We start from the raw sequence: 22320 nt of genomic DNA on the forward strand, positions 1-22320 counted from the left end.
TCCCATGCAGTGGACTGTATGAACTTGCAGCGCCTCGATCATGGCGCTAACCTTCGTTGCATAGTCATGCGGAGGTGAGTATGGGAATCCGAGTCGCGGTCGCCGGAGCGAGCGGCTACGCCGGGGGCGAGCTGCTGCGCCTGGTCGCCGGGCACCCGGAGTTCGACCTGGTCGCCGCCACCGCGCACCGCCAGGCCGGGCACCGCGTCGACGTGGTGCACCCGCAGCTCACCGGGCTCGACCTGGTGTTCGGCGAGACCGACCCTTCGACGCTCACCGACGCGGACCTGGTCTTCCTGGCGGTGCCGCACGGCGAGTCGGCCGTGCTGGCCGCCCAGATCCCGCCGCACGTGCGGATCGTCGACCTGGGGGCGGACCACCGGCTCGCCGACCCGTACCACTGGGCCCAGTACTACGGCGGCCCGTACGCCGGCCAGTGGACCTACGGCCTGCCCGAGCTGCCCGGCCAGCGGGAGCTGATCGCCGGCTCGACCCGCGTGGCGAACACCGGCTGCTACGCGGCGGCGATCACCCTGGCGCTCGCGCCGCTGATCGCGGCCGGCGCGGCCAACCCCGCCGACGTGGTGGTGGTCGCCGCCTCCGGCACCTCCGGCGCCGGGCGGGCGGCCAAGCCGCACCTGCTGGCCAGCGAGGTGCTGGGGGACCTGTCGCCGTACCGGGTCGGCACCCACCAGCACGTGCCGGAGATCAAGCAGGCGTCCGGGGCGACCGGTCTGTCGTTCACCCCGGTCCTGGCGCCGATGCCCCGCGGCATCCTGGCCACGGTCACCGCGCTGCCGACCCACGGCGTCGACCCGCAGCACGTGCTGGCGCAGGCGTACGCGGACGACCCGTTCGTGCACGTGCTGCCCGAGGGCAGGTGGCCGCACACCGCGGCCACGCTGGGTTCGAACTCCTGCCACCTGCAGGCCACCGTCGACGTGGACTCCGGCCGCCTGATCGTGCTCAGCGCGCTGGACAACCTGGGCAAGGGCGCCGCCGGCCAGGCCGTCCAGAACGCCAACCTGATGCTCGGCCTGCCGGAGACCACCGGCCTGTCCGTCTGGGGGGTCACCCCGTGAGCGTCACTACCCCGCGGGGGTTCCGGGCGGCCGGGGTGGCTGCCGGCCTGAAGGCCAGTGGTGGCTCGGACGTCGCGCTGGTGGTCAACGACGGCCCGGACGCCGGCGTCGCCGCGGTGTTCACCAGCAACCGGATCAAGGCCGCGCCGGTGCTCTGGACGCAGCAGGTCGTGCGTGGCGGTGTGGTCCGCGCGGTGGTGCTCAACTCCGGCGGCGCCAACGCCTGCACCGGCCCGGCCGGGTTTCAGGACACCCACGCCACCGCCGAGCACACCGCCGCCGCGCTGACCTCGGTGAGCCCACGGCTGATTCTCGGCGCGGGTGAGGTGGCGGTCTGCTCCACCGGGCTGATCGGGGAGCGGCTGCCGATGCCGAAGCTGCTGCCCGGCGTCCGCTCGGCGATCCGGGGGCTGTCGCGGGACGGCGGCACGGCCGCCGCCGAGGCCATTCTGACCACGGACACCCGCTCGAAGACCACGGTGGCCCGGGGCAGCGGCTGGACCGTCGGCGGGATGGCCAAGGGCGCCGGGATGCTCGCGCCCGGGATGGCCACCATGCTCTGCGTGCTGACCACCGACGCGGTGGCCGGGCCGGCGACGTTGGACGAGGTGCTGCGCGCGGCCACGCGGGTCAGCTTCGACCGGGTGGACTCGGACGGCTGCATGTCGACCAACGACACCGTGCTGCTGCTGGCCAGCGGCGCGAGCGGCATCGAGCCGACGCCGGCCGAGCTGGCCGCAGCGGTCACCGCGGCCTGCCACGACCTGGCCCAGCAGCTGGTCGCCGACGCCGAGGGCGCCACCAAGCAGATCGCCATCGACGTGGTCGGCGCCGCCGACGAGGACGACGCGGTCGAGGTGGGCCGCTCGGTGGCCCGTAACAACCTGGTCAAGACCGCGTTGTTCGGCAACGACCCGAACTGGGGCCGGATCCTCGCCGCGGTGGGCACCACCGCCGCCGCGTTCGAGCCCGACGGCGTGGACGTGGCCGTCAACGGGGTGTGGGTGTGCCGGGGCGGCGGCGCCGCCGAGGACCGCTCGAAGGTCGACCTGACCGGGCGGGACGTGACCATCCGGATCGACCTGCACGCCGGCACGTCGGCCGCGACGATCTGGACCAACGACCTGTCCCACGCGTACGTGCACGAGAACTCGGCGTACTCCACATGAGCCTCAGCACCGACCTCACCCGCGCCCAGGTCAAGGCGGAGACGCTGATCGAGGCGCTGCCCTGGCTGGCCCGCTTCTCCGGCTCCACGGTCGTCGTCAAGTACGGCGGCAACGCCATGACCGACCCCGAGTTGCAGCGGGCGTTCGCCGCCGACATGGTCTTCCTGCGGTACGCCGGGCTCAAGCCGGTGGTGGTGCACGGCGGTGGTCCGCAGATCTCCGCCATGCTGGGCCGGCTCGGCATCGCCAGTGAGTTCCGCGGCGGCCTGCGGGTGACCACCGCCGAGGCGATGGACGTGGTCCGGATGGTGCTGGTCGGGCAGGTGGGCCGGGAACTCGTCGGGCTGATCAACTCGCACGGCCCCTTCGCCGTCGGCCTCTCCGGCGAGGACGCCCGGCTGTTCACCGCGGTGCGCCGCCCGGCGTACGTGGACGGGCTGCCGGTCGACGTCGGCCAGGTCGGCGACGTCGAGTCGGTGGACGTGTCGGCGGTGACCGACCTGATCGCGGCCGGCCGGATCCCGGTGATCTCCACGGTCGCGCCGGACGTCGACGGGGTGCTGCACAACCTCAACGCGGACACCGCCGCCGCCGCGCTGGCCGTCGCGTTGCGGGCCCGCAAGCTGGTCGTCCTCACCGACGTGGCCGGCCTGTACGCCGACTGGCCGGACACCACCAGCCTGGTCTCGGAGATCGCCGCCGACGACCTCGCCACGCTGCTGCCCAGCCTCCAGTCGGGGATGGTGCCGAAGATGGAGGCCTGCCTGCGGGCGGTGCGCGGGGGAGTCCCCGCCGCGCACGTCGTCGACGGTCGGGTGGCGCACTCCACGTTGCTCGAGGTGTTCACCTCGGAAGGGTTCGGAACGATGGTCGTGAGCGCGAGGAGTGAGCCTGCGAGCCCCGCAGTCGCGAACAAGAAGGGCTCGGTCGCGTCATGAGCGCACTGGTGCAGCGCTGGAGCCAGTCCATGATGGACAATTACGGCACCCCGCCGATGGCGCTGGTCTCCGGCGCCGGCGCGGTCGTGGTCGACGACGCCGGCCGGAAGTACCTCGACCTGGTGGGCGGGATCGCGGTGAACGCCCTCGGCCACGCCCACCCGGCCGTGGTGGCCGCCGTCTCGAAGCAGGTCGCCACCCTCGGGCACGTCTCCAACCTCTACGTGGCCGAGCCGCCGGTCGCCCTCGCCGAGCTGCTGCTGGCGCTCGCCGGCCGGCCGGGCCGGGTCTTCTTCGCCAACTCCGGCGCGGAGGCGAACGAGGCGGCGTTCAAGCTCTCCCGGCGTACCGGCCGCAGCCACGTGGTGGCCACCCGGGGCGGTTTCCACGGCCGCACCATGGGCGCCCTCGCCTTGACCGGCCAGCCGGCCAAGGCCGACCCGTTCCGCCCGCTGCCCGGCGAGGTGACCCACGTCGACTACGGCGACGTCGCCGCCCTCGAGGCCACCGTCACCGACGCCACCGCCATGGTGGTCCTGGAGCCGATCCAGGGCGAGAACGGCGTGGTCGTGCCGCCGGCCGGATACCTCGCCGCCGCCCGACGGATCACGGCCGCGCACGGGGCGCTGCTCGTGCTCGACGAGGTGCAGACCGGCATCGGCCGCACCGGCCATTGGTTCGCCCACCAGGCCGAGGGCGTGGAGCCGGACGTGGTCACCCTGGCCAAGGGGCTGGGCGGCGGGCTGCCGATCGGCGCCACGCTGGCCTTCGGCCGGGCCGCCGACCTGCTCACCCCCGGCTCGCACGGCACCACCTTCGGCGGCAACCCGATCAGCTGCGCCGCCGCGCTCGCCGTGGTGGCGACCATCGCCAACGAGGGGCTGCTCGACCACGTCAAGCGGGTCGGCGAGCGGCTGCGCCACGGCATCGAGGCGCTGGACCGCCCGCTGGTCGCCGGTGTGCGGGGCGCGGGTCTGCTGCTCGGCGTGGCGCTCACCGCCCCGGTGGCGCCGGTGCTCGCCGAGGCGCTGCGCGAGGCCGGTTTCCTGGTCAACCCGGTGCAGCCGGGCGTGGTCCGGCTGGCCCCGCCGCTGATCCTCACCACCGCCCAGGTGGACACTTTCCTCGCCGCGCTACCGGCCGCCCTGGACGCGGCCGCCCCGGCGGCCGCCCCGGCGGCCGCCGGCACCGATCGTGCAGGAACGGCGCCGCACCAGGGGCCGGCATCCTCCACGATCTCGACGCCGGCCACCGCCACGACCACGACGGGGACGACCGCATGAGCCGGCACTTTCTGCGCGACGACGATCTCTCGCCCGCCGAGCAGACCACGGTGCTCGACCTGGCGGCGCGGATGAAGGCCGACCGGTTCGGCCACCGGCCGCTGTCCGGGCCGCGCTCGGTGGCGGTGCTCTTCGACAAGCAGAGCCTGCGCACCAGGATCTCGTTCGACGCCGGGATCGCCGAGCTGGGCGGGCACCCCCTCGTCGTGGACACCCAGGTCACCCACTTCGGCCGGGGCGAGTCGCTGGCCGATGCCGGGCGGGTGCTGTCCCGCTACGTCGCGGCCATCGTCCTGCGCACCCACGGCGACGACCGGATCGCCGAGGTGGCGGCCGGCGCGAGCGTGCCGGTGATCAACGCGCTCACCGACGGCTTCCACCCCTGCCAACTGCTGGCCGACCTGCTCACCGTCCGCGAGCGGTTCGGCGGCACGGCCGGCCGCACCCTGACCTACGTGGGGGACGGCGCGAACAACATGGCCCAGTCGTACCTGCTGGCCGGGGCCACGGCCGGGATGCACGTACGGGTCGCCGGGCCGGCGGGCTTCGCACCGGACCCGACCGTGCTGAGCCGGGCGGCGGAGATCGCCGCCGGCACCGGCGGATCGGTGCGGGCCCTGACCGATCCGGGTCAGGCGGTACGCGACGCCGACGTGGTGGCCACCGACACCTGGACGTCGATGGGGCAGGAGGACGACGGGCTGGACCGGATCACCCCGTTCCTGCCGTACCAGGTCAACAAGGAGCTGCTCGGCCAGGCCGCGCCGGACGCGATCGTGCTGCACTGCCTACCCGCGCACCGCGGCGAGGAGATCACCGACGAGGTGCTCGACGGCCCGCAGAGCGCGGTCTTCGACCAGGCGGAGAACCGGCTGCACGCCCAGAAGGCGCTGCTGACGTTCCTGGTCGGCGCCGGAGCCGGAACGGGGGAGTCCCGATGACCGCCCCGCTGACCCGCGCCGCGCGGCACGCCCGGATCGTGGAGCTGATCCGTGACAAGGCCGTCCGCTCGCAGACCGAACTGGCCGACCTGCTCGCCGCCGACGGCGTCGGAGTCACCCAGGCCACCCTTTCGCGGGATCTGGAGGAGCTCGGCGCGGTCAAGGTGCGCGGCGGCGACGGGCCGGCGATCTATCTGATCCCCGAGGACGGCCACCGGCCGCTGCGCGACGCCGAGGCGGCCCCCGCGCGGCTGGTGCGGCTGCTGCGTGAGCTGCTCAACGGGGTCGACTCCAGCGGCAACATCGCCGTGCTGCGCACCCCGCCGGGCGCAGCCCAATACCTGGCCAGCGCGTTGGACCGAGCGGGCCTGCCCGAGGTCGTCGGCACCATCGCCGGCGACGACACCATCCTCGTCGTGGCCCGTGAGGCCGTCGGCGGGGCCGCACTCGGCGACAAGCTCGCCGGCTGGGCCCGCGGGGAAGACAACGTTGAAGGGAGCACCACATCATGACCGAGCGGGTCGTCCTGGCGTACTCCGGAGGGCTGGACACCTCCGTCGCCATTCCTTACCTGGCCGAGCAGACCGGCGCCGAGGTGATCGCGGTGGCGGTCGACGTCGGGCAGGGCGGCGAGGACCTCGACGCCATCCGGCAGCGGGCGCTGGACTGCGGCGCCGCCGAGTCCGAGCTGGTCGACGCGCGCGACGAGTTCGCCGCCGACTACTGCCTGCCGGCCATCCGGGCGAACGCCCTCTACATGGACCGCTACCCGCTGGTCTCGGCGCTGTCCCGGCCGCTGATCGTCAAGCACCTGGTGGCCGCGGCCCGTAAGCACGGCGGGACGATCGTCTCGCACGGCTGCACCGGCAAGGGCAACGACCAGGTCCGGTTCGAGGTCGGCCTGAACGCGCTCGCCCCCGACCTGAAGATCATCGCGCCGGCCCGGGACTACGCCTGGACGCGGGACAAGGCGATCGCGTTCGCCGAGGAGAAGGGGCTGCCGATCGACGTGTCGGCCAAGTCGCCGTACTCCATCGACCAGAACCTGTGGGGCCGCGCGGTGGAGACCGGCTTCCTGGAGGACATCTGGAACGCCCCGATCGAGGACCTGTACTCGTACACCTCCGACCCGGCGCAGGAGCGCGACGCCGACGAGGTCGTGATCACCTTCGACGCCGGCGTGCCGGTGGCCATCGACGGTGAGACGGTCACGCCGTACCAGGCGATCCTGGAGCTGAACCGGCGCGCCGGCGCGCAGGGCGTGGGCCGCCTCGACATGGTCGAGGACCGGCTGGTCGGCATCAAGAGCCGCGAGGTGTACGAGGCGCCCGGCGCGATCGCGCTGATCACCGCCCACCAGGAGCTGGAGGCGGTCACCGTCGAGCGGGATCTGGCCCGGTTCAAGAAGAGCGTCGACCAGCGCTGGGGTGAGCTGGTCTACGACGGCCTGTGGTTCTCGCCGTTGAAGGACTCGCTGGACGCCTTCATCGACGACGCGCAGCGGCACGTGAGCGGCGAGGTGCGGATGACCCTGCACGGCGGCCGGGCGACCGTCACCGGTCGGCGCTCCGAGGCGAGCCTCTACGACTTCGGGATGGCCACCTACGACACCGGCGACACCTTCGACCAGTCGCTTGCGAAGGGTTTCGTGCAGCTGTGGGGTCTGCCGAGCCGGATGGCCGCCGCGCGCAACGCCCGGCTGGGCAGCTCCGGCCAGTGATCCGTGCGAGCGCGAGGAGTGAGCGAGCGCGGCGAGTGAGCCCCGCAGTCGCGAGCGAAGGGCAAGCAGAGCAATGATGGGCGGCGTGGACGACAAGAGCCTGACCGAGAACAGCGCCGCCACCAACCGGACGAGCCTGTGGGGTGGCCGGTTCGCCGGCGGCCCCGCCGAGGCGCTCGCCCGGCTGTCGGTGAGCGTGCAGTTCGACTGGCGCCTGGCCCCGTACGACATCGCCGGTTCCCGGGCGCATGCCCGGGTCCTGGCGGGTGCCGGCCTGCTCGACCCGGAGGAGCTGGGCCGGATCCTGGCGGCCCTGGACGACCTGGAGGCCGCCTGCGCCTCCGGGGCGTTCCGCCCCACGGTCGACGACGAGGACGTGCACACGGCGCTGGAACGCGGGCTGATCGAGCGGCTGGGCAGCCTCGGCGGCAAGCTGCGCGCCGGCCGGTCCCGCAACGACCAGGTCGCCACGGACCTGCGGCTCTACCTGCGCGACCACGCCCGGGGTGTGGCCAGCCGGGTGGTGGAGCTGGCCGAGGCGCTGGTCGAGCAGGCCGAGCGGCACGTCGACACCGCCGCCCCCGGGATGACCCACCTTCAGCACGCCCAGCCGGTCACCTTCGGGCACTGGCTGCTCGCCCACGTGCAGCCGCTGCTGCGCGACCTGGAGCGGCTGCGCGACTGGGACCACCGCGCGGCGATCAGCCCGCTCGGCGCGGGCGCGCTGGCCGGGTCCGGCCTGCCGCTGGACCCGGTGGCGGTGGCGAAGGAGCTGGGTTTCCGCACGTCGTTCGCCAACTCGATGGACGCCGTCGCCGACCGCGACTTCGTCGCCGAGTTCCTCTTCACCACCGCGATGATCGGGGTGCACCTGTCCCGGCTCGGCGAGGAGGTGGTGCTCTGGACCTCGCACGAGTTCGGCTGGGTGGAGCTGGACGACGCGTTCGCCACCGGCTCGTCGATCATGCCGCAGAAGAAGAACGCGGACATTGCCGAGCTGGCCCGGGGCAAGTCCGGCCGGCTGGTCGGTGGGCTGATGACCGTGCTGACCATGCTCAAGGGCCTGCCGATGACCTACGACCGGGACATGCAGGAGGACAAGGAGCCGGCCTTCGACGCGGTCGACACCCTGGAGCTGCTGCTCCCGGCCCTGGCCGGAATGATCTCCACGATGACGGTCCGCGTGGACCGTCTGGTGGCCGCCGCGCCGGTCGGCTTCTCGCTGGCCACCGAGGTGGCCGACTGGCTCGTCCGCAAGGGCGTGCCGTTCCGTGACGCGCACGAGATCACCGGCCGCCTGGTGGCGCTCTGCGCGGCCCGGGACTGCGAGCTGGACGAGGTCTCCGACGCCGATCTGGCCGCGGTCAGCGAGCACCTCGACCCGTCGGTACGCAAGGTGCTCTCGGTCCGTTCGGCGCTCGCGGCCCGGACCACCCCCGGCTCGACCGGCCCCGGGCCGGTCGCCGACCAGCTCGCCGCCGCCGCGGACCGGCTGGCCGGCTGGCGGGAGTGGGCCACCGAGCGGGTCGTCCCGCGCTGATCTCGCCGTGGCGCCGGAGCTGTCCGCTTCCGGCGCCGCGGTCGGTTCAGGCCGTCGGGCGCTCCCGCTTCGGGAGCTTGGCCACCACCATGTCGTACGACGCGTCGACGGCCTCGGACAGTTCGTCGGGGTCGATCCCGCCGTCCAGGCGCAGCGTGTTCCACCCGGACCGGCCGATGTAGGCCATCACCCTGGCGTCGTCGGGGTGCCGGTGCAGCCACTCGTCGGCCACCTCACGGGTCGGCCCGCACTTCAGGCCGATCGTCGGGGTTCCGTCGCCGTTGCCGAGGAAGGCGAAGATCCGGCTGCCCACCTTCACCACCTCGTCGCCCTCCCACGGCCGGTCCAGCCACGCCCCCGGCTTGGCCAGGCAGTACGCCAGCATCTCCGCGCGCTCCATGGGTGCCTCCCGGAATCGTCGTGCGCACAGTCTGCCCGCCCGGCCGCTGGTCGGCGCGCGCCGTGCCGGTCGGGTCGCCACCCTCTGCACCGGTGGCGGGTCAGCCGGTCTGCTCGGCGGAGCGGGCGGCGACCCGCTCGTAGCGCTGCCGGGCGGCCTGCGCGCTGCCCAGGCCCAGCCCGTACGCGATGGCCTGCCAGGTCAGCCCCCGGTCGCGGGCCAGCGTCAACAGCCCCGCCTCCAGGGCGTCCAGCTCGGCGCGCACGTGCGGGAGCAGGGTCAGGGCGGCGGTGAGGTCGGCGCCGTCGACCGGCTCCTCGGTGGGCTCCCGCTCGGCCCCGCCCGCGGCCAGCGCGGTGACCAGGGCCACCGCCTCCCACGGGTCCAGCACGTACGGGTGGGCCCAGCGTCCTCGCCGGGCCTCGGTGCCGGCGTGCCGCTCGCTGATCCGTTGCAGCGCGTCGTGCGTGCGGTGGGCGCGCGCCCGGGCCGGGCTCGGCGCGGTGAACTGGTCGTCGGTCGTCATGCTCCGATCACAACCCATCAACTTCCTGTTGTCAACAGAATGTTGAAACGCCGAGGGTCGCGGCGATGGTCGGCGGGACGGGCTGGGTACCGTCGGGTCATGGATCTGCTGCCCGGTGACCACCACGCCGACGCCGACGCCGGCCTGGCGACGCTGGCGGACCTGCTCGCCGGCCCGCTGCTGCCGGCCGCGCGTGGGCTGCTCGGCTGCCTGCTGCACGCCGGCGGGGTGACCGTCCGGATCACCGAGGTCGAGGCGTACGCCGGCACGGCCGGAGATCCGGCCTCGCACGCGCACCGGGGGCGCACCCCACGCAACGCGGTGATGTTCGGGCCGGCCGGGCACACCTACGTCTACTTCACCTACGGCATGCACTGGTGCATGAACGTGGTCACCGGAGTCGAGGGGGAGGCCGCCGCGGTGCTGCTACGCGCCGGTGCGGTGGTCGACGGGCTGGCCACGGCACGCGCCCGCCGACCTGCCGTACGCCGGGACGTGGATCTGGCCCGGGGGCCGGCTCGGCTCTGCGCCACGCTCGGCATCGACCGCGCCGCGTACGGCGGATACCTGCTCGGCGACGGGCCGGTCCGGTTGCGCCCCGCGGCGTCGCCGGTGCCCCCGCAGGCGGTGGTCGCCGGTCCACGGGTCGGCGTGACCGGAGCCCACGACCTGCCGTGGCGGTTCTGGCTCGACGGCGATCCGACGGTCAGCGCGTACCGCCGGCACGTGCCCCGCGCCCGGCGCTGAGCGCCGGCGCGGCGTGTGGCCTGGCGAATCTGTCGGGGGGTGTGGCCATAATCACCGCACCTACTCGCCGACGGACCGGAGGACGTCATGGCAACGCTGCTCGCGATCGGCACGGCCAAGGGATTGTTTCTCGCCACCAGCGCCGACGACCGGCGCACCTGGGAGATCACCGGCCCGCACTTCCCGATGACCGGCGTCTACGCGGTCGCGGTCGACACCCGCCGCCCCACCCCGCGGCTGCTGGCCGGGGTGACCAGCTCACACTTCGGGCCCAGCGTCGCCACCAGCGACGACCTCGGCGCCACCTGGGACGAGCCCGACGTGGCCCCGGTCGCCTTCCCGGCCGACACCGACGCGACCCTCGGGCGGGTCTGGCAGCTGATGCCGGCCGGCCCCGACGAGCCGGACGTGGTCTGGGCCGGCACCGAGCCCTCGGCGCTGTTCCGGTCCACCGACGGCGGCCGCAGCTTCGAGCTGGTCCGTTCACTCTGGGACCACCCGCACCGCCCCGAGTGGGGCGCCGGGTTCGGCGGCCAGGCCGTGCACACCGTGCTGCCCCACCCGCGTGACCCGGCCCGGCTGCTGGTCGCCATGTCCACCGGCGGGGTCTACCGCTCGGAGGACGCCGGGGCGAGCTGGGCGCCGGGCAACACCGGCATCCGCGCCTACTTCATGCCCAACGAGTGGCCGGAGTTCGGCCAGTGCGTCCACAAGGTCGCCCGGGACGCCGGCAACCCCGAGCGGCTGTACGCGCAGAACCACCACGGCGTCTACCGCTCCGACGACGACGGCCGCACCTGGTCCTCGATCGCCGACGGGCTGCCCAGCGACTTCGGCTTCGCGATGGTGTCCCACCCCGGGCGTGGCGGGACGGTGTGGACGTTCCCGCTGGTGGCCGACAGCGAGCGCTTCCCCACCGACCACCGTTGCCGGGTCTTCCGCTCCGGGGACGCCGGCGGCAAGTGGGAGCCGCTGTCGGTGGGGCTGCCCGAGGGCCCGTTCTACCCGGCGGTGCTGCGCGACGCGATGTGCGCCGACGACTCCTCCCCGGGCGGGGTCTACTTCGGCACCCGCTCGGGCGAGGTCTACGCCAGCCGCGACGAGGGCGACTCCTGGTCGCTGGTGGCGGCGCACCTGCCCGACGTGCTCTGCGTCCGGGCCGCGGCGGTGTGACGTGGTCACTGTGCTGCTGCCCGGCCCGCTGCGCGGCGAGGCCGGCGGCGCCAGCCGGTTGAGCGTGGCCGCCGCCGGGACGCTGCGGGCGGTCCTCGACGAGCTGGCCGCCGGCCATCCGCGGCTGGCTCGGCGGATTCGCGACGAGCGTGGTGAGCTGCGCCGCTACGTCAACGTCTACGTCGACGGGGAGGATTGCCGGCACTCCGGCGGGCTGGCCACGCCGGTCGGCGACGACGCCGAGGTGCAGGTGCTGCCCTCGGTCGCGGGCGGCTGAGCCGTCCGGGCGGCGGTCAGGGCAGGTCGTAGTCCAGCAGGTAGGCGTGGCCGCCGTCCGGGCCACCGATGATCTGCCCGCCGCCGCGTAGGCCGCGTAGCTCGCCGGTGCCCGAGTCCGGCACCACCGTCCAGGCCAGGGCCGAGCCGTCGCCGTCGCTGCCCGCGGTGTGGTGCAGCACGAAGCTGCCGACCCGTCCGGCGAGCGAGCCGGTGAACCGCTCGAAGCCCACGTACGCCGCCGACGTCTCCATGGGCGTGCGGCACATCAGGATGCGGGTGAGGCTGGTGCCGGCCAGGTCGCCGGAGAACGTCTTGCTGATCCGGGCCTCGGCCAGCGTGGTGCCCTCGGCCTCGTCGTACGGTTCCTGGTCCCAGGTGTCCAGCGTGAAGGTGCCTTCGGCGCGATGGGTCATGTCCGTCATCCTGTCCCAGCGGAACTGACATCTTCCGTCAGGTTCGCCGGGCGAGTCCGGCAATGCGTGATCCACGCCATCGGCAGGGTATCTGCCGATGAAATATTTGACGCGTCAAATAGGTTGAGCGGTGCGTCCGGGTACCACGACGGATCCGGCAGACACGCGAGGAGCTGGTCATGCAGTTCGGAGTCTTTACCGTCGGCGACGTCACGGTCGACCCGACCACCGGTCGGGAGCCGTCCGAGCATGAGCGGATCAAGGCGATGGTCGCCATCGCGTTGAAGGCCGAAGAGGTCGGGCTGGATGTCTTCGCCACGGGCGAGCACCACAACCCGCCGTTCGTGCCCTCGTCGCCGACCACCATGCTCGGTCACATCGCGGCGCGTACCGAGCGGCTGCTGCTGTCCACCGCGACCACGCTGATCACCACCAACGACCCGGTGAAGATCGCCGAGGACTACGCGATGCTCCAGCACCTCGCCGACGGCCGGGTGGACCTGATGATGGGCCGCGGCAACACCGGCCCGGTCTACCCGTGGTTCGGCAAGGACATCCGCGCCGGCATCCCCCTGGCGATCGAGAACTACGACCTGCTGCGCCGGCTGTGGCGCGAGGACGTCGTCGACTGGAAGGGCAAGTACCGCACCCCGTTGCAGTCGTTCACCTCGACGCCGCGCCCGCTCGACGGCGTACCCCCGTTCGTCTGGCACGGCTCCATCCGCAGCCCGGAGATCGCCGAGCAGGCCGCCTACTACGGCGACGGCTTCTTCGCCAACCACATCTTCTGGCCCAAGGAGCACACCCAGCGGATGATCGAGCTCTACCGCCAGCGGTACGCGCACTACGGCCACGGCTCGGCCGACCAGGCCATCGTCGGCCTCGGCGGGCAGGTGTTCATGCGGCGCAACTCGCAGGACGCGGTCCGGGAGTTCCGGCCGTACTTCGACAACGCCCCGGTCTACGGGCACGGGCCGTCGCTGGAGGAGTTCACCCGGGAGACCCCGCTGACCGTGGGCAGTCCGCAGCAGGTCATCGACCGCACCCTGAGCTTCCGCGACTACGTCGGTGACTACCAGCGGCAGCTGTTCCTGATGGACCACGCCGGGCTGCCGCTGAAGACGGTCCTGGAGCAGCTCGACCTGCTCGGCGAGGAGGTCGTGCCGGTGCTGCGCAAGGAGTTCGCCGCGCTGCGCCCCGCGCACGTGCCGGAGGCGCCGACGCACGCCTCGCTGCTCGCCGCGGCGGGTGGCGCCAAGGACAGCACCGTGCACGCCGTCGACGACGTGACGGGCAAGGCGCCGGAGGTGGCCCGATGACCCGCCGTACCCTCGCGGTGATCTCGGCCGGCCTCAGCCAGCCGTCGTCCACCCGGCTGCTCGCCGACCAGCTCGCCGATGCGACCCGCGACGAGCTGGTCCGGCGGGGCGCCGAGGTGGAGCTGCGCGTCGTCGACCTGCGTGAGTACGCCCACGACGTGGTGAACAACCTGCTCACCGGGTTCGCGCCGGCGGCGCTGCGTGAGGTGCTGGACTCGGTGACCGGGGCGGACGGGATCATCGCCGTCACCCCGATCTTCAGCGCCTCCTACAACGGGCTGTTCAAGTCCTTCTTCGACGTGCTGGACGCCGAGTCGCTGATCGACCGGCCGGTGTTGATCGCGGCCACCGGCGGCACCGCCCGGCACTCGTTGGCGCTGGAGCACGCCGTCCGCCCGATGTTCAGCTACCTGCGCGCGGTCGTGGTCCCCACCGCGGTCTTCGCCGCTCCGGAGGACTGGTCCGGTGGCACCGCCGACGGCGCGCTGCGGGGCCGGATCAGGCGCGCGGCCGGGGAGTTGGCCGACCAGATCGACCGTCGGCTGCCGGCCACCGGCCCGGCCGACCCGTTCGCTCTCACCACCGACTTCCTGCAGATGCTCGGCCGGGACGACGCCCCGGTCACCCCCGGTCGTACGGGTGCGCCACCAGCACCGGGCAGTGCGCGTGCTGGATCACTGCCTGGCTGACCGAGCCGAGCAGCAGTCCGGTGAATCCGTGCCGGCCCCGGGTGCCCACGACCAGCAGCGACGCGGTGCCGCTCGCCTCGATGAGCCCCCGGGCCGGGCCGTCCGCACGGACCGGATGTTCCCGCACCAGCAGGCCGGGATGCTCCGCCCGGACGGCGGTGGAGGCGTCGGCCAGCAGTCGCACCGCCTCGGCCTGGTACGCGGCCTGCGCCTCCTCCACCTCCTCCGGCACCGGCCGGTCGCCGTCCACCGGGCCGACATGCACGAGCACCAGCGGGACGTCGCGGCGCGCCGCCTCGTCGGCGCCGTACGTGACGGCGAGCCGGGACGACTCCGAGCCGTCCACGCCGACCAGCACCGGCGCGTCCACCGGGATCGGCTGCTCGTCCGGGCGCACCAGCAGCACCGGGCAGTGCGCGTGCGCGGCCACCTGCGTGCCGACCGATCCGAGGAGCAGGCCGGCGAAGCCGCCCAGCCCTCGACTGCCCACCACGACGAGTTCGGCGTGGCGGGACTCCTCGACCATCGTCGCGCCGGGGCCGCCGGCGATCTGGCGCACCTCGACGGTGAGGCCCGGCCAGCGGTCGACCAGGTCGGCCGCCGTGCGCTCCAACATCTTCTGCGCCTCCTCGGTGGGCGCCGGCACCCCGAGGTCGTACGGGTTGAGCGGCACGCCGTAGCCGAGCGGGTGCAGGTAGCCGTGCACCAGGAGCAGCGGCCGGGTCCGGAGCAGGGCGGCGCGGGCCGCGTGCTCCGCGGCGACGAGGCTGGACGGCGATCCGTCCACACCCACCACGACGGGTCGGTTCATCGGATCTCCCTCGGTCGGTCAGGTCATTGTCGACGTACCCGGCGGGCAACGCCGGTATTTGCCCCGGCCCGGACGCGCTGGCGGGAGGCTCGCCCGCACCTCGGGTTGCACGAAAATACGTATGTTCGTAGTATCAACCCATGGGAACTGTCGAGGAGCGGCTGGCCGCGCTGGAAACACAGGTCGCCGCGTTGACCGAGCGCCTGGCGGCGTCGCCGCCGACGGCGGACACACCGCCCGCGCTCGCCGGCACGTTCTGGGCCCTGGACGGCCTCAAGCAGCGACTGCCGTCCGACGGAGCGGGCGCCGTGCTCTACACCGGCACCGTCCGGGTCGCCGACCAGCACTACGACTGGCAGTACGGGCGCGGCGTCGACGACCTGCTCGCCGACGACTGGGCCGAGCTGGCCGCCACCCTGTCCGCGCTGGCCCACCCGGTGCGCCTGCGGCTGCTGCGCGAGGTCCTCGGCGGCCGGCAGACCACCGCCGCGCTGGCCGACATCGAAGAGCTGGGCACCACCGGTCAGCTCCACCACCACCTGCGCCAGATCGCCGCCGCCGGCTGGCTGCGCAGCGCCGGCCGGGGCCGGTACGCCGTCCCCGCCGAACGCGTGGTGCCACTGCTGGCCATCCTCGCCGCCGCCGGTCGCTGACCACCGGCCCCGCCATCGTCGAAGCCGTCCGCCCAGCCACCCCCACGGCGGACACCCCTCGCCCGACGAAAGGAAGACCATGCGTAGAACGACCGCGATCGCACTCCTCGTCGCGCTCCTCGCCGGCCTCGTCGGGATCGTGCTGATGCCCCGCGTACCCCGCCTCGGCCCGCAGGTCACCGGCGACCCCGAGCTGGCCGGCGCCGTCCGGGCGGCGGTGCCCGACCCGAAGGGACACCGCGGGCTCGCCGTCGCCCTGGTCGAGAACGGCCGGACCCGCGTCGCCGGCCTGGGCGACCGGGACGGCACCGGACGGCCCGTCGAGCCCGGCACCCCCTTTGAGATCGGCTCGGTCCCCAAGACGTTCACCGGCATGCTCCTGGCCGACCAGGTCGCCGCCGGTGTCGTCGGCCCCGACGACCGGCTCGGCGCCACCTGGCCCGCCGTCACCGGCCCCGCCCGCGATGTCACCCTCGCCGAGTTGGCCAGTCACCGCGCCGGCCTGCCGAGGCTGGCCCCCGGCTCGCCGCTGGGCTGGGCGCGCATCCTCTGGTCCAACGTCTCCGGCGGCGACCCCTACGCCGGGCAGGACGTCGACAGCGTCCGGACCGCCGCCGACCGGGTCACCCCCGGCGACGGACGCGGTTCGGTGCACTACTCCAACCTCGGGCCGTCCGTGCTCGGCCAGGCGCTGGCCGCGAAGGCCGGCGTCGCGTACCCCGATCTGCTGCAGGCGCGGCTGCTCCGGCCGCTCGGCATGACCGCGACCGTGGTCGCCGCCGGGTCCGGCGACCTACCCGCCGACCGCGCGCAGGGCAGTCGCGCCAGCGGGCGCGCCCTCGACCCCTGGCTGGGACCCGGCTACGCCCCGGCCGGCATCGGCGTCTGGTCCACCGCCGAGGACCTGGCCCGGCTGGTGGCAGCTACCGCCGGCGGCACCGCGCCCGGCGCCGACGCCGCCACCGCCCGCTACCGCGAGAACGCCGACACCCGCATCGGGTACGGCTGGTTCACCACCCGCCACGGCGACCGCGAGATCGTCTGGCACAACGGCGCGGCCGGCGGGTTCCGGTCCTACGTCGGCTTCGAGCCGGCCACCGGCAGGGCGGTGGTGGTGCTCGGCAACACCGACAAGGGCGTCGAGCCCATCGGGCTGCGGCTGCTCGGAGTGCCGAAGGAGAATGCCGGCGAGGCCGCGCCGGTGACGCCGTGGTGGATCGGCGCCGGTCTCGCGGTGGCGTTCACCTTCCTCGGTGGTCTCGCCCTGCTCGGCACCGTCCGCCGCCCCAACCTGGACCGGGTGACCCTGGTGTCCGCGGCGGTGTGGGCGTTCGCCTACCTGGGGCTCGGGCACCGCCTGGGCGACTGGTCGATGGTCCCGGCCTGGCTCTGGCCCGTCGGCGCGGGCCTGTCGGCGGCGGGGGTGGCGCTGGCGGTGATCCGCTGGCCCACCCTGCCCGCGGTCGACGCGGCGGTGCCGTGGCGTCGGATGCTGTCGGTCACGAGCTCCCTGGCCGCGGCCGCGGTGGCGGTCGCGGCGGTCGCCGCCTGAGGTTGCGTACCGTCCTCGGCCGCTGCGTACCCTCGTCGAATGACCCCCGACGTGCAGCTGCGCCCGGTCCGCGAGGACGACCTCGTCGAGTTCTTCCTGCACCAGCAGGATCCGGAGGCCAACCGGATGGCCGCGTTCGGCCCCGCCGACCCGTCCGACCACCGCGAGTTCGCCCGGCACTGGGCCCGGGTGCTCACCGACCCGGCGAACCTGGTCCGCACCGTCGAGGTCGACGGCGAGGTGGTCGGCCACGTCACCGCCTTCCCGGTCGGCGACCGCACCGAGGTCAGCTACTGGATCGATCCGGCCCGCTGGGGGCGCGGTCACGCCACCGCCGCTCTGGCCGCCCTCCTGCGCGAGCTGCCCCGGCCGGTGCACGCCCGCGCCGCCAAGGACAACGCCGCGTCCCTCGCGGTGCTCGCCAAGTGCGGCTTCGTGGTGGTCGGCGAGGACTCGGGGTACGCCAACGGCCGCGGCACCGAGGTCGAGGAGTGGCTGCTGGAGCTGCCCGCCGACGGCTCTGACCAGGGTGAGCACTAGTCTCGCGGGGTGAACTGGTTGGATCTGGTCGGCTGGGCCGGCTCCGCGGTACTGGTCTGGTCGCTGCTGCAGTCGCGCATCCTGCGGCTGCGCGCGCTCAACCTCATCGGCTGCCTCGTGCTGATCGGCTACAACGCCGCAATCGAGGTCTGGCCCATGGTCGGGCTCAACATCGTGCTCGCCGTGATCAACATCTGGTACCTGCGCGGCATGCTCGCCACCCGGCACGACGAGCAGACCTACCAGGTGGTCGAGGTCGGCGTCGGCGACCAGTTCCTGGCGCACACGCTGCGGGTGCACGCGGCCGACATCACCCGCTTCAATCCCGGCTTCCACTGGGACCCTGCCGACGCGGAACGCTCCGCGTTCCTGGTGGTCAAGGCCGACGAGGTGGTCGGGGTGGTGCTCTCGCACGCCGAGGCGCCCGGGGTCGCCCAGATCGACCTGGACTACGTGACCCCGAAGTTCCGCGACTTTACGCCCGGCGAGTTCGTCTACCGGCGCAGCCGCCTCTTCACCGAACGCGGTTTCCACCGGGTGGTCAGCCCGCCCGGGATGGTCGCCCCCTACTACCACCGGCTCGGCTTCCGCGCCGAGGGTGACTCGTACGTCCTGGACCTGCCCGCGCCATCGGGGGCCGAATCGGCCTAGCGTCGCCGGCGCAGGATTCGGCAGCCGACGCACGGGGCACAGACACGCGTACGCCGGGCGGGGCCGCCGACCGGTGGGCGCCGCGCACCGGCCGGCGCCACCACGACGAGGGAGCGAACCAGGCGTGCAGAGCTACGGGAGCCAACTGGCTCTGGTCGGGGTCCTGGTCGTCATCAACGCGCTCTTCGCGGGCAGTGAGATGGCGTTGGTGTCGCTGCGGGACAGCCAGATCCAGCGGTTGGAGCGCACCAGCCGGGCCGGTCGGGTGCTGGCTCGACTGGCCAAGGATCCGAACCGATTCCTGGCCACCATTCAGATCGGCATCACCCTGGCCGGCTTCCTGGCCTCCGCCGCCGCGGCGGTCTCGCTCGCCAAGCCCCTCGTGCCGCTGCTCGGGGTGTTCGGAGGCGCCGCCGAGACGGTGGCGATCGTGGCGGTCACCCTCGCGCTGACCTTCGTCACCCTGGTCTTCGGCGAGCTGGCCCCCAAGCGGATCGCCATGCAGTCCGCCGAACGGTGGGCGCTGCTGGTGGCCCGCCCGCTCGACCTGCTCGCCACCGTGACCCGACCGGCCGTCTGGGCGCTCGGCGCCACCAGCGACCTCGTGGTCCGGCTGGTCGGGCTCAACCCGAAGCACCAGCCGGAGGAGATCGGCCCGGACGAGCTGCGCGACATCGTCGCCGGCAACCACGGCTTCACCAAGGAGCAGCGCACCATCATCGCCGGCGCCGTGGAGATCGCCGACCGGCGGTTGCGGGCGGTCCTCGTACCCCGGTTGCGGGTCTTCACGCTCGACAGCGGGACCACCGCGGAGTCCGCGCGGCTGGTGCTGGCCGCCACCGGGCACTCCCGGGCGCCGGTGGTGCGCCACGGCGGCCTGGACGACACGCTCGGCGTGATCCACCTACGCGACCTGGTGGGCGTGCCGGACGACCGGCCGGTCGACGAGATCGCCCGCCCGCCGATGCTGCTGCCCGACTCGCTGCCGGTGGTGGACGCCCTGCGCCAGTTCAAGGCCGAACGCCAGCACATCGCTCTGGTGGTGGACGAGCGCGGCGCCGTCGACGGCATCGTCACGCTGGAGGACATCCTGGAGGAGATCGTCGGGGAGATCTACGACGAGACCGACCGGGACGGCTACTCGGTGCGCCGCGACCCCGACGGCGCGCTGCTGCTGCCCGGCACCTTCCCGGTGCACGACCTGCCGGACATCGGCGTCGAGCTGCCGTCGCGGCCCGACGGCGACTACACCACCGTCGCCGGGCTGGTGCTGGCCCGCCTCGGCCACATCCCGACCGTCGCGGGGGAGGACGTCACCCTGGACGGCTGGACGCTGGTGGTCGCGGGCATCGACCACCGGGCGATCACCGAGGTACGGCTGAGCCGGGCCCTGGACGAGGCGGACGCCGAGAAGGACACCGACCAGGAGACCGAGCCGGTGCTGCTGGACGAGGCCCGCAGCTGACCCCGCGTGCCTGGGCCCGCCGCCACGCGGGGGTGTGCGGGGTCAGGCGGGGGAAAGGTTCTGCAACCGGACCTGACCGCGGGCGACCAACCGCCGGTCGGCGTCGGTGATCTCCACCTGCCAGAGCTGCTGGCTGCGGCCCCGGTGCACCGGCGTGCCGACCGCCGTCAGCTCGCCGTCGCGGACCGCCCGCAGGAAGTCGGTCTGATTGCTGACGCCGACCACGGTGCCCCGGTCGCCCAGCCACAGCGAGCCACCCACGCTGGCGGCGGTCTCCACCACCGAGCAGTACACCCCGCCGTGCTGGATGCCGAACGGCTGGTGCAACTCGGGCCGGACGCGCCAGCTGAGAACGACCCGGTCGGCGGTCGCCTCCTCGAACTTCAGGCCGAGCAGGGCGACGAAACCACCCGTCAGGTCCGGCATCTCCACGACAAAACCCTCCTCGATCAACAAGGCGCAAGCCTAGCCGGGGCGGCTCGCGCCAAACCCGGTACGGGTCGGTGCCGCCGATGGGGGAGAATTAGCGACCGTGACCGACAGCAGCCCCCCGCCGCCCGGGCGGGACTCCCTGACCGACGACCTGCTCTGGCGTGGCCTGATCCAGGACTCGACCGGCCTCGACGAGCTGCGCGAGCTGCTCGACGGTGGGGCCGCCGCCACCTACTACGTGGGCTTCGACCCCACCGCGCCGAGCCTGCACGTCGGCCACCTCATGCAGGTCACCATGGCCCGCCGGCTGCAGCTCGCCGGCCACCGCCCGCTGCTGCTGGTCGGCGGGGCGACCGGGCAGATCGGTGACCCGAAGGAGAGCGCCGAGCGCACCCTCAACCCGCCCGAGGTGATCGTCCGCTGGGTTGAGCGGATCCGTGAGCAGCTGGCGCCGTTCGTGTCGTACACCGGCGACCACGCGGCGCAACTGGTCAACAACCTGGACTGGACCGGCGAGATGTCGGTGGTCGAGTTCCTGCGCGACGTGGGCAAGCACTTCCCGGTGAACAAGATGCTGGCGCGAGAGGTGGTGCGGGCCCGGTTGGAGACGGGGATCAGCTTCACCGAGTTCAGCTACCAGCTGCTGCAGGCCAACGACTTCTTCGAGCTGCACCGCCGGCACGGCTGTCAGCTCCAGTTCGGCGGTTCCGACCAGTGGGGCAACATCACCGCCGGCGTCGACTACGTACGACGGCGCGGCGCGGGGCCGGTGCAGGCGTTCACCACGCCTCTGGTCACCAAGGCCGACGGCACGAAGTTCGGCAAGACCGAGGGCGGCGCCGTCTGGCTCGACCCCATGATGACCAGCCCGTACGCGTTCTACCAGTTCTGGCTGAACGTCGACGACCGGGAGGTCGACCGCTACCTGCGGTACTTCAGCTTCCGGTCCCGGGACGAGCTGGAGGAGCTGGCGAAGGCCACCGCCGAACGACCGGCGGCCCGGCTGGCGCAGCGGGCGCTCGCCGAGGAGCTGACGACCCTGGTGCACGGCCCGGAGGAGACCGGGCAGGCCATCGCCGCCAGCCAGGCGTTGTTCGGTCGGGGCTCACTGGACGACCTGTCCCCGGAGACGCTGCGCGCGGCGCTGACCGAGGCCGGCCTGGTGCAGCTCGCCGGCGATCTGCCGGACGTGGCGGGCCTGCTGCGCGACTCCGGGCTGGTGCCCAGCCTCAAGGAGGCCCGTCGGGTGATCGCCGAGGGCGGCGCCTACGTCAACAACAACCGGGTGACCGAAGTGGACGCTTCGGTGTCACCGGAGGACCTGCTGCACGGCCGGTACCTGGTGCTGCGCCGTGGCAAGCGCTCCTTCGCAGGCGTTGAGCTGGGCGGATAGTCGCCTGTCGACGGTGTGACGGGGGACGCGTCCGGCGGATTTGACGATCATCCCGCCGGACGCGTAACTTTCTCTCTGCCAGCGCGGAACGGACGAAACAGGCGAAAGCCTGAAGCGGCCGGAGCGCGGGAATGACCGCCGGGCCGGAGGGGTTACACCTTCAGACCCGGCACCGGGAGGGGCCCCAGACTCGCCGCGAGGCGGATTTGGTGAGGCGGAACCGACCGGGTAAGGTTGACGACCGGCAGGGCACCGGGCGAGTTCGCGGGAAACCGCGGCGGCCGGCCTGTCGAATTCCGTGACGAGAGCGGCGCAAGCCGGTCGAGACATGGTGCCCGCAGCACGGAAAGACGCACGACGGGCCGCGAAAACCGCGGTTTGACACGGCGAAAACCGGCGGGTAACGTAGTAAAAGTGCCTGACGCCGGAAAGCGTCGGGGACGCGGACGGAAAGCCCCGAGATGGGGTCCCACTGGTTGGGGCTTTTGATCGGTGTGTGGTTGTTCTTTGAGAACTCAACAGGGTGCTTGATAAGCCAGTGCCAATTATGATTTATACCCCGGACTGGTCGGGCTTTATGTCTGGCTGGTTGGGATTCCTTTGG

The 22320-nt window shown here is 73.1% G+C and carries 24 protein-coding genes; 19 read left to right on the forward strand and 5 right to left on the reverse strand.

The genetic code is table 11. The features are described from left to right. The first annotated feature begins 80 nt into the window (after positions 1-80). From argC to argH, 8 genes are all read left to right on the forward strand, one after another. On the forward strand, positions 81-1082 hold the full coding sequence (gene argC / locus EAD98_RS12675) for an N-acetyl-gamma-glutamyl-phosphate reductase (protein WP_121654245.1): 1002 nt from the start codon (positions 81-83) through the stop codon (positions 1080-1082). Beyond that, on the forward strand, positions 1079-2251 hold the full coding sequence (gene argJ, locus EAD98_RS12680; RefSeq protein ID WP_121654246.1) for a bifunctional glutamate N-acetyltransferase/amino-acid acetyltransferase ArgJ: 1173 nt from the start codon (positions 1079-1081) through the stop codon (positions 2249-2251). The genes argC and argJ overlap by 4 nt, the downstream gene beginning before the upstream one ends. Continuing rightward, positions 2248-3189 carry an acetylglutamate kinase gene (gene argB, locus EAD98_RS12685; RefSeq protein ID WP_121654247.1) on the forward strand — a complete coding sequence of 314 codons (942 nt, stop codon included), beginning with the start codon at positions 2248-2250 and terminating at the stop codon, positions 3187-3189. The genes argJ and argB overlap by 4 nt, the downstream gene beginning before the upstream one ends. After that, positions 3186-4472: an acetylornithine transaminase gene (locus tag EAD98_RS12690; RefSeq protein WP_121654248.1), complete on the forward strand. Its 1287-nt coding sequence runs from the start codon at positions 3186-3188 to the stop codon at positions 4470-4472. Before argB ends, EAD98_RS12690 begins: the two co-directional genes overlap by 4 nt. Then, complete coding sequence (argF, locus tag EAD98_RS12695) at positions 4469-5413, forward strand: ornithine carbamoyltransferase (RefSeq protein ID WP_121654249.1); 945 nt, start codon at positions 4469-4471, stop codon at positions 5411-5413. The genes EAD98_RS12690 and argF overlap by 4 nt, the downstream gene beginning before the upstream one ends. Beyond that, positions 5410-5925, forward strand: a complete 516-nt coding sequence (locus EAD98_RS12700) for an arginine repressor (RefSeq protein ID WP_121654250.1) — start codon at positions 5410-5412, stop codon at positions 5923-5925. The genes argF and EAD98_RS12700 overlap by 4 nt, the downstream gene beginning before the upstream one ends. Continuing rightward, positions 5922-7133, forward strand: coding sequence for an argininosuccinate synthase (locus tag EAD98_RS12705; RefSeq protein WP_121654251.1), 1212 nt, complete (start codon positions 5922-5924; stop codon positions 7131-7133). The genes EAD98_RS12700 and EAD98_RS12705 overlap by 4 nt, the downstream gene beginning before the upstream one ends. Before the next feature lie 76 nt (positions 7134-7209). After that, the gene (gene argH, locus EAD98_RS12710) at positions 7210-8673 is read left to right on the forward strand and encodes an argininosuccinate lyase (protein ID WP_121654269.1); all 1464 of its coding nucleotides are present in this window, start codon (positions 7210-7212) and stop codon (positions 8671-8673) included. Positions 8674-8719: 46 nt separating this feature from the next. Here argH and EAD98_RS12715 read toward each other — a convergent pair whose 3' ends face one another. Next, positions 8720-9073: an MmcQ/YjbR family DNA-binding protein gene (locus EAD98_RS12715; RefSeq protein ID WP_121654252.1), complete on the reverse strand. Its 354-nt coding sequence runs from the start codon at positions 9071-9073 to the stop codon at positions 8720-8722. A 100-nt stretch (positions 9074-9173) separates the two neighbouring features. Continuing rightward, positions 9174-9599: a DNA-binding protein gene (locus EAD98_RS12720; protein ID WP_121654253.1), complete on the reverse strand. Its 426-nt coding sequence runs from the start codon at positions 9597-9599 to the stop codon at positions 9174-9176. A gap of 99 nt (positions 9600-9698) precedes the next feature. On the opposite strand from EAD98_RS12720, the gene EAD98_RS12725 reads away from it, so the two are divergent. The 3 genes from EAD98_RS12725 to EAD98_RS12735 all read left to right on the forward strand — a co-directional run bounded on the left by EAD98_RS12725 (position 9699) and on the right by EAD98_RS12735 (position 11796). Next, positions 9699-10346: a DNA-3-methyladenine glycosylase gene (locus tag EAD98_RS12725; protein WP_121654254.1), complete on the forward strand. Its 648-nt coding sequence runs from the start codon at positions 9699-9701 to the stop codon at positions 10344-10346. Positions 10347-10433: 87 nt separating this feature from the next. Continuing rightward, positions 10434-11519 (forward strand): exo-alpha-sialidase, encoded by a 1086-nt coding sequence (locus tag EAD98_RS12730; RefSeq protein ID WP_121654255.1) that lies wholly within the window; start codon positions 10434-10436, stop codon positions 11517-11519. A gap of 1 nt (position 11520) precedes the next feature. Continuing rightward, positions 11521-11796 (forward strand): ubiquitin-like small modifier protein 1, encoded by a 276-nt coding sequence (locus EAD98_RS12735; protein WP_121654256.1) that lies wholly within the window; start codon positions 11521-11523, stop codon positions 11794-11796. A 16-nt stretch (positions 11797-11812) separates the two neighbouring features. Here EAD98_RS12735 and EAD98_RS12740 read toward each other — a convergent pair whose 3' ends face one another. Beyond that, the gene (locus EAD98_RS12740) at positions 11813-12211 is read right to left on the reverse strand and encodes a DUF3224 domain-containing protein (RefSeq protein ID WP_199723384.1); all 399 of its coding nucleotides are present in this window, start codon (positions 12209-12211) and stop codon (positions 11813-11815) included. Positions 12212-12390: 179 nt separating this feature from the next. Between EAD98_RS12740 and EAD98_RS12745 the strand changes: the two genes are divergently transcribed. After that, positions 12391-13530, forward strand: a complete 1140-nt coding sequence (locus EAD98_RS12745) for an LLM class flavin-dependent oxidoreductase (protein WP_121654258.1) — start codon at positions 12391-12393, stop codon at positions 13528-13530. Beyond that, on the forward strand, positions 13527-14219 hold the full coding sequence (locus EAD98_RS12750) for an FMN reductase (RefSeq protein WP_121654259.1): 693 nt from the start codon (positions 13527-13529) through the stop codon (positions 14217-14219). Before EAD98_RS12745 ends, EAD98_RS12750 begins: the two co-directional genes overlap by 4 nt. Here the strand turns inward: EAD98_RS12750 and EAD98_RS12755 are convergent. Next, positions 14152-15030, reverse strand: coding sequence for a universal stress protein (locus tag EAD98_RS12755; protein ID WP_121654260.1), 879 nt, complete (start codon positions 15028-15030; stop codon positions 14152-14154). The genes EAD98_RS12750 and EAD98_RS12755 overlap by 68 nt on opposite strands. 140 nt (positions 15031-15170) lie before the next feature. Here EAD98_RS12755 and EAD98_RS12760 point away from each other — a divergent pair, with 140 nt between their 5' ends. The 5 genes from EAD98_RS12760 to EAD98_RS12780 all read left to right on the forward strand — a co-directional run bounded on the left by EAD98_RS12760 (position 15171) and on the right by EAD98_RS12780 (position 19891). Beyond that, on the forward strand, positions 15171-15683 hold the full coding sequence (locus EAD98_RS12760; protein WP_121654261.1) for a helix-turn-helix transcriptional regulator: 513 nt from the start codon (positions 15171-15173) through the stop codon (positions 15681-15683). A 79-nt stretch (positions 15684-15762) separates the two neighbouring features. After that, entirely contained in the window at positions 15763-17235 is a 1473-nt protein-coding gene (locus EAD98_RS12765) for a serine hydrolase (protein ID WP_121654262.1), read from the forward strand. A gap of 39 nt (positions 17236-17274) precedes the next feature. Further along, positions 17275-17775, forward strand: coding sequence for a GNAT family N-acetyltransferase (locus EAD98_RS12770; protein WP_121654263.1), 501 nt, complete (start codon positions 17275-17277; stop codon positions 17773-17775). Positions 17776-17784: 9 nt separating this feature from the next. Continuing rightward, positions 17785-18426 (forward strand): hypothetical protein, encoded by a 642-nt coding sequence (locus EAD98_RS12775; RefSeq protein ID WP_121654264.1) that lies wholly within the window; start codon positions 17785-17787, stop codon positions 18424-18426. Positions 18427-18550: 124 nt separating this feature from the next. After that, positions 18551-19891 (forward strand): hemolysin family protein, encoded by a 1341-nt coding sequence (locus EAD98_RS12780; RefSeq protein WP_121654265.1) that lies wholly within the window; start codon positions 18551-18553, stop codon positions 19889-19891. 42 nt (positions 19892-19933) lie between these two features. Here EAD98_RS12780 and EAD98_RS12785 read toward each other — a convergent pair whose 3' ends face one another. Further along, positions 19934-20341, reverse strand: coding sequence for a PaaI family thioesterase (locus EAD98_RS12785; protein ID WP_199723385.1), 408 nt, complete (start codon positions 20339-20341; stop codon positions 19934-19936). An 82-nt stretch (positions 20342-20423) separates the two neighbouring features. Between EAD98_RS12785 and tyrS the strand changes: the two genes are divergently transcribed. Continuing rightward, a complete protein-coding gene (gene tyrS, locus EAD98_RS12790; protein ID WP_121654267.1) occupies positions 20424-21716 on the forward strand; it encodes a tyrosine--tRNA ligase in 1293 nt (430 codons plus the stop codon). Positions 21717-22320: the final 604 nt, after the last annotated feature.

It is taken from the genome of Micromonospora sp. CV4, assembly GCF_003667455.1.
GTDB lineage: Bacteria > Actinomycetota > Actinomycetes > Mycobacteriales > Micromonosporaceae > Micromonospora.